This window comes from Nonomuraea cypriaca (assembly GCF_015645445.1).
Classification (GTDB): Bacteria; Actinomycetota; Actinomycetes; order Streptosporangiales; family Streptosporangiaceae; genus Nonomuraea; species Nonomuraea cypriaca.
The window spans coordinates 1-8,296 of sequence record NZ_JADOGI010000346.1; the positions used below are offsets into that span (position 1 = coordinate 1).

8 protein-coding genes are annotated in these 8,296 nt (G+C 72.1%); 2 read left to right on the top strand and 6 right to left on the bottom strand.

What is annotated here, in order from left to right:
• Positions 1-97 precede the first annotated feature (97 nt).
• Positions 98-2,083 carry an endo-1,3-alpha-glucanase family glycosylhydrolase gene (locus tag ITP53_RS51785; protein ID WP_195902859.1) on the top strand — a complete coding sequence of 662 codons (1,986 nt, stop codon included), beginning with the start codon at positions 98-100 and terminating at the stop codon, positions 2,081-2,083.
• Between the two features lie 41 nt (positions 2,084-2,124).
• Here ITP53_RS51785 and ITP53_RS51790 read toward each other — a convergent pair whose 3' ends face one another.
• From ITP53_RS51790 to ITP53_RS58765, 4 genes are all read right to left on the bottom strand, one after another.
• On the bottom strand, positions 2,125-2,928 hold the full coding sequence (locus tag ITP53_RS51790) for an alpha/beta hydrolase (protein ID WP_328818586.1): 804 nt from the start codon (positions 2,926-2,928) through the stop codon (positions 2,125-2,127).
• Between the two features lie 214 nt (positions 2,929-3,142).
• Positions 3,143-4,354, bottom strand: a complete 1,212-nt coding sequence (locus ITP53_RS51795) for a metal-dependent hydrolase family protein (RefSeq protein ID WP_195902860.1) — start codon at positions 4,352-4,354, stop codon at positions 3,143-3,145.
• A complete protein-coding gene (locus tag ITP53_RS61570; protein WP_407941407.1) occupies positions 4,351-4,560 on the bottom strand; it encodes a hypothetical protein in 210 nt (69 codons plus the stop codon). Before ITP53_RS61570 ends, ITP53_RS51795 begins: the two co-directional genes overlap by 4 nt.
• Positions 4,464-5,279, bottom strand: coding sequence for an MFS transporter (locus tag ITP53_RS58765; RefSeq protein ID WP_236052134.1), 816 nt, complete (start codon positions 5,277-5,279; stop codon positions 4,464-4,466). The genes ITP53_RS61570 and ITP53_RS58765 overlap by 97 nt, the downstream gene beginning before the upstream one ends.
• Before the next feature lie 141 nt (positions 5,280-5,420).
• On the opposite strand from ITP53_RS58765, the gene ITP53_RS51805 reads away from it, so the two are divergent.
• Positions 5,421-6,305: a MurR/RpiR family transcriptional regulator gene (locus tag ITP53_RS51805; protein WP_195902861.1), complete on the top strand. Its 885-nt coding sequence runs from the start codon at positions 5,421-5,423 to the stop codon at positions 6,303-6,305.
• Positions 6,306-6,476: 171 nt separating this feature from the next.
• Here the strand turns inward: ITP53_RS51805 and ITP53_RS51810 are convergent, their stop codons facing one another.
• Both ITP53_RS51810 and selD read right to left on the bottom strand, forming a co-directional pair.
• The gene (locus ITP53_RS51810; RefSeq protein ID WP_195902862.1) at positions 6,477-7,016 is read right to left on the bottom strand and encodes a hypothetical protein; all 540 of its coding nucleotides are present in this window, start codon (positions 7,014-7,016) and stop codon (positions 6,477-6,479) included.
• 240 nt (positions 7,017-7,256) lie between these two features.
• Positions 7,257-8,296: selenide, water dikinase SelD (gene selD / locus ITP53_RS51815; protein WP_236052135.1), on the bottom strand; the 1,040-nt coding region annotated here is incomplete at its 5' end.

The following is an 8,296-nucleotide window of genomic DNA, read 5'->3' on the forward strand; positions in this document are numbered from 1 at the left end:
GCTTGACACGGTTTCATTTCCGGAAGTCATCGCGCGCGAAGCCTCCGCCGGAGTAGCTTGATCATGATCTTCGTTCAAGCGCTTCACTAGGAGGGCAATGTTCCCCCAGTACCGTCGGGTGGGAGTCGTCGCGCTCATCGCACTGGTCGTGTCCACCGGCACGTCCGGCACGGCGGCGTCCGTGAAGGACCCCTTATCCGCGCCCTTATCCGGGGCCCGCACCAGCGTGACCGTCCCCGCCTCCGACGACGTGTTCGTCAGCCAGGCCGAGCCCGCCAAGAGCTTCGGCACCGCCACCTGGATGTCCGTCTGCGGCACCACGTGCGGGAGCGCCACGGCCGGGCAGCGGATCGCGCTGACCAGGTTCACGATCTCCGGTGTGCCCGGCGACGCCGAGAACGTCAGAGCCACCCTCGAACTGACCTCCGCCAGGACCACCGCCACCACCGTCTCCGCCCGTACGGTGACCGGCGGCTGGACGGAGGCCGCCACCACATGGAACACCAGGCCGGCGACCGGCGCCGTGGTGGCCACGCACAGCGGCTTCACCGCCGACGGGACGGTGGAGCTGGACGTGTCGTCCGCGGTCACCGGTGACGGCACGTACTCCTTCGCCCTCACCCAGTCCGACCCGGTCACGACGGTCCTGTACTCCTCCCGCGAGACCGGCGACCGCGGCGCCAAGCTGACCGTCACCTACGGCACCGGCGCCACGCCCTGCGCCGCGCTGCCGTTCGACAAGCCGTCGGTCGCCGCGCTGCGCGCGTCGGAGAAGAAGGTGTTCGGGTTCTACTTCCCGCCCTTCCCCGTCTCGATCGACAACAAGGACCCCGCCAAGGACCAGTACGCCTCCTGGCTCGACCCGGCCGGCTCCAGCGGCCTCTACGAGGACCGCGGCGGCTACCTCAGGGACCGCCCGCTGACCCGGCCCGTCCGGCCGGAGCCGAACTGGCGGCAGCTCGACTTCGAGACCGAGGTACGCCAGGCCATCGCGCAGGGACTCGACGGGTTCATCTACGAGCACCACACCTCCAGCGACCAGCGCTGGAACCAGTTGCCCAAGCTGCTGGCCGCGGCGCAGGCCGTCGACCCCGGGTTCAAGATCATCCTTAGTCCGGACTTCCCGACGGTCGCGGGCGCCTCCTCGGACACGGTGGTCTCCGACGTCCTGCTGGCCAAGGGGCACCCGTCGCTGTTCACGCTGCCGGGCGGGAGCGTCCTGCTGGCGCCGTACCACATCGACAGGCAGTCGCCCTCCTGGTGGCGGACGGCGCAGGACAAGCTCGCCGCGCAGGGCATGCGTACGTCCCTCATGACGATCTTCAACTACTGGAACGGCGCCGGCAGGACCGAGTGGGACCCCTACGTCTACGGCCACTCCTCCTGGGGCGCCAACCGCCCTGAAGTGACCGACGCGTTCAGGCGCGCGTCCGAGGCCACCCACGCGCGGGGCCTGACGTACATGGCGCCGATCGGTTTCGAGGACACCAGGGCCAAGGAGCTGCACTACTGGGAGGCGCAGAACAGCAGCACGCTGCGCGGCTCGTGGCAGGCGGCGATCGACGGCGACGCCGACTGGGCCCAGCTCGTCACCTGGAACGACTACGGCGAGACGCACCAGGCGCCCTCGAAGGTCCGGGGCAACGTGCTCGCCGACGTGAACGCGTACTACACGACGTGGTTCAAGACGGGCGCGGCGCCTGAGATCGCCCGCGACGCGCTGTACTACTTCCACCGGTCCCACAAGGCCGGCGCTCCTTACGACACGAGCAAGCAGACCGCCGGAAAGTTCACGATCCCGGCCGGTCCCGGGCCCGTCGACGAGGTGGAGCTGCTGGCGTTCGTCAAGGAACCCGGCAGGCTGGTCGTCAGGCAGGGCGACGACGTGAGGACGAAGGACGTCACGGGCGCGGGCGTGGTGTCGTTCAAGGTCCCGATGGTGCCGGGCACGACACCGGTCTTCGAGCTCCAGCGGGGCGGCGCGGCCGTGCAGACGCTGCGGAGCGAGACGCCGATCACGCCGAGCGTGACGTACCAGGACATGATCTACCACGCCGGCGGCGGAACCGCCTGCGCGAGCTAGCGCGGCGGCCCTGTCGTCGCCGCGCCGGCGGCGACAGGGCTTCAGTGGGCGTCGCGGATCCGCCCGGCCAGCTCCACCACCGCGCCGACCACTTCTGGGCCGGCCAGCATGGTCAGGTCGTTGTGCCCGGCCCCGGCGATCTCGACGGTGGTGACCGGCCCCCCGGCCGCCGCGGCGACCGCCTCGCTCAGGTGCGCTGGCACGATCGTGTCGCGGGTGCCGTACACGACCACGGCGGGCGCGCGTACGGCCGCGATGCCCTCGGTGACCGGGAACCGGTCCCGCAGCAGCAGCCTGACCGGCAGGAACGGGTAGTTGGCCTGCCCCGCCGCGGCCAGGTCCGTGAACGGCGAGCGCAGCACCATCCCGTCCGGCGGCCGCTCCAGCGCCAGCCGGGTCACCACCGCCGCGCCCAGGCTCTCGCCGAAGTAGATGACCGGCGTGTCCCCGACGAACTCGCGGGCCGCGCGGACGTCGAGGTGAAGACCCTCCTCCGTCGGGCTGCCCGGATTGCCGCCGTAGCCGCGGTAGTCCATCAGCAGCACCGGCAGCCCGTGCCGCGCCAGCGCCGCGGCGAGCGGGGCGCGATGTTCCCTGTTGCCCGCGTTCCCGCCCGCGACCAGCACGGTCACGTCGTGGTCGCCGGGGACGTACCAGGCGGCGAGCCTGAGGCCGTCGCCGGTGGTGAACGAGACGTCGCGCGCGCCGGGGATGACCTCGGCGGCCGGGGGCACCGGCCCTCCGTCGGGCAGGTAGATCAGGTTGCGCTGGAACACCCACAACAGCCCGAGCAGCAGGAGCAGCACCGCGACGATCACGAGGGCGGTGCGCGTCACGGTCGTCACCCTGCCAACGGTACGCAATCCGCCCGACGCGAGAAATCCGCCCAACGGGCGCCGCCGCCTACCGGGCGAACCCCGCCTGCCGGGCGAACCCCGCCTGCCGGGCGAACCCCGCCTGCCGGGCGAACCCCGCCCACCGGACCACCACGCCTGACGGGAGACCACGCTTGACGGGAGACCACGCCTGACGGGAGACCGCGCCTACGGCGGACTCCGCCTAACGGGAGACGATCATGCCCGCCTGGACGACGTGCCGCAGCCGCGCGGGGTCGGCGAGCACGCCGATGTCCGCCAGCGGGTCGCCGTCGAGCACCAGCAGGTCGGCGTACGCGCCCACGGCGAGCGTGCCGGCCTCACCCGCCAGGCCGAGCAGTTCGGCCGCGCAGGTCGTGGCGGCCCGCAGCACGTCGATCGGCTGCTGCACCTCGCGCCGCAGCCGGAACTCGTGGTTCTGGTGCCGGTGCATGCCGCCCAGCAGATCGGTGCCGTACGCCAGCCGCACACCGCCGCGCGCCGCCCGCTCCAGCGCCGCCAGGCCCGCGTCCAGCACCGCGTCGACCTTGCGCCAGCTGCTTTCCGGCAGCCCGAACGCCGGTCCCTCCTCCTTGAGCGCCCAGTACGTCACCAGCGTCGGCACCAGATAAGCCTCATGCCGAAGGAACAGCTCGACGCTGGCGTCGTCGATCAGGTTGCCGTGCTCGATGGACCGCACGCCAGCCTCCAGCGCCCGGTTGACCGCCCGCGCGGTGTAGGCGTGCGCGGCCACGTACCGGTTGGCGGCCTCGGCCTCCGCCACGATCGCGCGCAGCTCGTCCATCGAGTACTGCGTCGAGTCGATTCTGTCGGTCGGCGAGGCCACGCCGCCGGAGGCCATGACCTTGATGTGGTGCGCGCCTTTGCGCAGCTCGTCGCGCGCGGCGACGCGGACGGCGTCGACGCCGTCGGCGATCCGGCCGAGCCCGGCGCAGCACGGGTGCTCGTCGTGCAGGTGTTCGCCGCGGGCGCGGAAGTCGGAGTGGCCGCCGGTCTGGCTCAGCCCCTTGCCGCAGAACAGCAGCCGCGGCCCGCGGATCAGCCCTTCCTCCTGCGCGTCGGCCAGCCCGTGGTCGGCGCCGGAGGCGTCGCGGACCGTGGTGAACCCGCGGTCGAGCATCTCGCCCATGATGCGGGCGCTGTGCGCGGTGACGTACGACGGGGACATGGAGCCGGCCGAGCCGAGGTCCGCGGTGAAGGCGGTGACGTGCACGTGCGCGTCGATCAGGCCGGGCACCACGTGCGCTCCGGCCACGTCGATCACCCGGGTGTCCGCCGGGGCGCTCAGCCGTGGACCGCTCTCGACGACGCGGCCGTCGGCGCAGCGCAGGTCGGCTTCCGTGTACTCGCCGGTCGCCGGGTCCAGCACCAGCGCGTCGCGGATCAGCAGGCTCATGGGGTCGCCTCCTCGGCGGCGGGTTCGGTCAGTTCTTCGAGTGATCGCCCTGCCGTGGCCAGGCCGAACACGACCACGCAGATCACCCCGGCCGCCAGCACGGCCGTGGTCAGGCCGAAGACGCCGGCGAAGCCCAGCCCGGCGGCGGACAGGCCGATGATGGTCGGGGCCAGGATGCTGCCGAGCCGCCCGAAGGCGCTCGACAGGCCGGTCCCGGTGGCGCGGATCCAGGTGGGGAACACCTCGGGGGTGTAGGAGTAGACGCCCGCCGCTCGATGTCGGCGACCACCGCCTCGGCCTCGTCCACGCGGCCGTGCTGCAGCAGGAAGCGCGGCGACTCCGGCAGCGAGCGGCGCCACCACAGCAGCATCAGGATCGGCAGCGCGGTGACCACCTGCGCGACCCGCCAGCCGTCCTCCATCGTCGGCACCACGAACCGCCCGATCAGCGCGGCCAGGACGAACCCGAACGAGAAGAACCCGGCCAGCGTGCCGACGAACCAGCCCCTCCGCTTGGCCGGCACGAACTCCGACAGGAACGGCGCGATGATCGCGCTCTCCGCCCCGGCGCCCGCCCCGGCCAGCACCCTGGCCGCCAGGAACACCTCGTAGTTGGGCGCGAACGCGGCGGACACCGAGAAGACGGTGTAGACCGCGAGCGCGTACATCATCACCTGCTTGCGGCCGATGCGGTCGCCGAGCAGCCCCGCGACCGTCGCGCCGAAGAGGAACCCGAACGGGGTCGCCGACCCGATCAGGCCGAGCTGGCCGTTGGACAGGCCCCAGGCGTCCTGCGCGCTGGGCAGCAGGAACGCGACCACCGCGGAGTCCATGCCGTCGAAGGTGTAGCCGAGGCCGCCGAGCAGGAGCAGGGCGTAGTGCGGACGGCTCAGGGGAAGCCGGTCCAGACGGGCCAACAAGGTCATCCAACAACACCCTTCACCAGGTCATGACCCTGAAGTCAATATCGAGCAACATATAGTGCGATTCCATGAAATTGCAATGCTCTTTGCATATTGGCGGTGTTACGAGCCAGTAGCATGTTCCCCGCCGAGGGAGAGGGCCACGTGACAGATCGCGTTACGGACAGCTTCGAAGACTGGTTGCGCACCCGCCTGTCCGGGCACGGGCTGCGCGGCAAGGCGGCCGCGGTGATCGAGGTCCTGGTGTCGCAGCCGATGCGGGCGTCGTTCGGGTCGGCGGGTGAGCTGGCCCAGCTCGCGGGCGTCAACGTGGCGACGGTGACCCGCACCGCGCAGGCGCTCGGCTTCGCCGGCTGGCCGGCGCTGCGGCAGGAGCTGCGCGCGCGATACCTGTCCTCGCTCAGCGCGGGCCAGGTCGCCGCCGAGCGCAGCGGCGACGGCACCCCGGGCTCCCGCTCGCTGCGCCGCGACCTCGACAGCCTCGCTCTGGTCAACCGGCGGGTGGACGAGGGCGTGCTGATCATCATCGCCGCCGCTATCGCCGCCGCGCGCCGGACGGTGGTCGTCGCCGACGGCAGCTACGCCGCCATCGGGCTGGCGCTTGCGCACAACGCCCGTCTGGCGGGCTACCCTGTCACGGCCGTGACAGGCGGTGACGCGGAGCTGGCCAACACGATGGCCGCAGTCGGCGCGGGCGACGTCCTGATCGCCATCAGCTTCTGGCGGGTGTACGAGAGCACCGTGCTGGCCGCCAACGTGGCGGGCTCACGCGGGGCGCGGGTGTACGCGCTGACGGACGCGGCCAGCCCCGCTCTGGCGGAGGCCGCCGAGCAGGTCGTGATGGTGCCGGCCGAGGGGGAGGCGTTCTTCCCCTCGTTGACGGCGGGCATGGCGGTGGCGCAGGCGCTGGTCGCGCAGCTCGCGGCGGTGGACCCGGCACGCACTGGGGCTGCCATCGAGGCGGCGGAGGCCATGTGGACCAAGTTCGGCATCCTCCATCGCCGCGCCGCCACCGGCCATCAACCCTGACCCACCGCCCCGATCGCGGGGGCACCGAGCCTGCCCCGCCCACCCCTGCTGCCGGGGCGACAAGCCTGACCCGCCACCTCGGCTGCGGGGCGACAAGCCTGACCCGCCACCCCGCCACCCGCGGCCGCGCGACAAGCCTGACCTACCGCCCGAGGCCGGTGACGGCCGGGGTCATAGCCAGCTGGCGCGGACGTTGGTGGCGGAACCGTCGCCGGGTGCGCTGCCGAGCTCGCCGGAGCGTACGTCGTCGAGCAGGCGGGCGACGGTGTCGATGATCTCCGGCGCGCGCTCGCGAAGTCGGGCCGCGTCCACCGGACCGGCCTCGTCAGGGCTCACACCGGTCTCCGCCAGCACGCCGTCGAGGTCGGCCAGCCGCTCCCCGAGCCACTTCAGCGGCTCCTGCGAAAGCTGCTTGTCGAACGCCCGCCGCCCCGGCTCCCACCCGTCGATCGTGGGATGGTGGTGGGTGCGGTTGAAGCTGCCCGGCGTCCCGTTGACCGACTCCAGTAGGTCGACACGCCAGAGGGGCCGGTCCACGTTGATCGGCCGGGCCGAGTAGATCGAGCCCTTCAGCTCGCCCGGCTCCAGCCGGCGGATCTCGAGGCGGACGCCGCGTTCGGCGCCCTCCTGGCCCTTCTCCGGGGCGGGGTCGACGAAGTAGATGTCGCTCACGGCTACGCCGATCCGCTCGAATCCGAACAGGTAGAGCACGGGAACCACTCCTTGGCCGGTGTGCATGCATATTTCGCCCAAAGTAACCCGAAAACGCCTATTTGGTCACTGGGTCATCGGACGACCAATCCCGAATCCTTCCCCGCCACCAGACGTTCATCGCCCGCCCGGATCTCCCGAATCACCGTACGTACAGCGCCAGATCTCCCGCGTCACGAGACGTTCGTCGCCCGCCCGGATCTGCGGCGTCACGGGACGGTCGGCGCCCGATCTCCTGGGTCACCGGACGATCAGTGCGTGCGCGCCCGCGGGCACGAGTTCGCCGATCACCGGGGCTCCCGGGATCTCGCCCGCCACCAGCAGGCCGCCCGACGTCTGGGCGTCGGCAAGCAACAGGAGGTCCTCCTCGGTGGCCCGGCCGGCGTCGAGGTGAGGGTTCACCCAGGCCAGGTTCCGGCGGGTGCCGCCGCTGACGTACCCGTCGCGTACCGCCTGCCGGGCGCCCGCCAGGTACGGCACCGCCGCCGCGGCCACGACGGCGGTGACCCCGCTCGCCCTGGCCAGCTTGAACAGATGGCCCAGCAGCCCGAACCCGGTCACGTCCGTCGCACACCGCGCCCCGGCCAGGCGGGCGGCTCGGGCGGCGTCCCGGTTGAGCGTGGTCATCGAGGCGATCGCCGCGTCGAACACCTCGCCTGTGGCCTTGTGACGGGAGTTCAGCACGCCGACGCCGAGTGGCTTGGTGAGGGTCAGCGGGATGCCGGGGCGGCCGGCGTCGAGACGGAGCAGGCTCTCGGGGCCGGCCAGGCCGGTGACGGCCATGCCGTACTTGGGCTCGGCGTCGTCGATGCTGTGGCCGCCGGCGACCGCGCAGTCCGCCGAGCGGGCGACGTCCTGGCCGCCGCGCAGCACCTCATGGGCGAGCTCCATGGGGAGAACGTCGCGGGGCCAGCCGAGCAGGTTCAGCGCGACGATCGGCTCGCCGCCCACGGCGTAGACGTCGGACAGGGCGTTGGCGGCGGCGATCCGGCCGAAGTCGTAGGGGTCGTCCACGACCGGCGCGAAGAAGTCGACGGTGGACACCAGGGCACGGTCCCCATCGATGCGTACGACCGCCGCGTCGTCGCCGTGCTCGATGCCGATCAGCATCTCGTGCCCATGACCGCCGCCCGGCCCGTGGCCGATTCGGGCCCGCCTCTGTCCGTTGCCCTCGCGGTGACCTGCTCTGACGGCGCCGCCAGGTCCTTCGGCGCCGCCGAGTCGGTCGGAGCTGCTGGATCTGTCGGGGTAGCCGGGTTCATCGGAGCCGGTGGGGGAGG

What these genes read in the sequence shown, in the direction of transcription:
- ITP53_RS51795 (WP_195902860.1), bottom strand. Translation starts at nt 4,354, where the DNA reads ATGAGCCTGCTGATCCGCGACGCGCTGGTGCTGGACCCGGCGACCGGC.
- ITP53_RS58765 (WP_236052134.1), bottom strand. Translation starts at nt 5,279, where the DNA reads ATGACCTTGTTGGCCCGTCTGGACCGGCTTCCCCTGAGCCGTCCGCAC.
- ITP53_RS51785 (WP_195902859.1), top strand. Translation starts at nt 98, where the DNA reads ATGTTCCCCCAGTACCGTCGGGTGGGAGTCGTCGCGCTCATCGCACTG.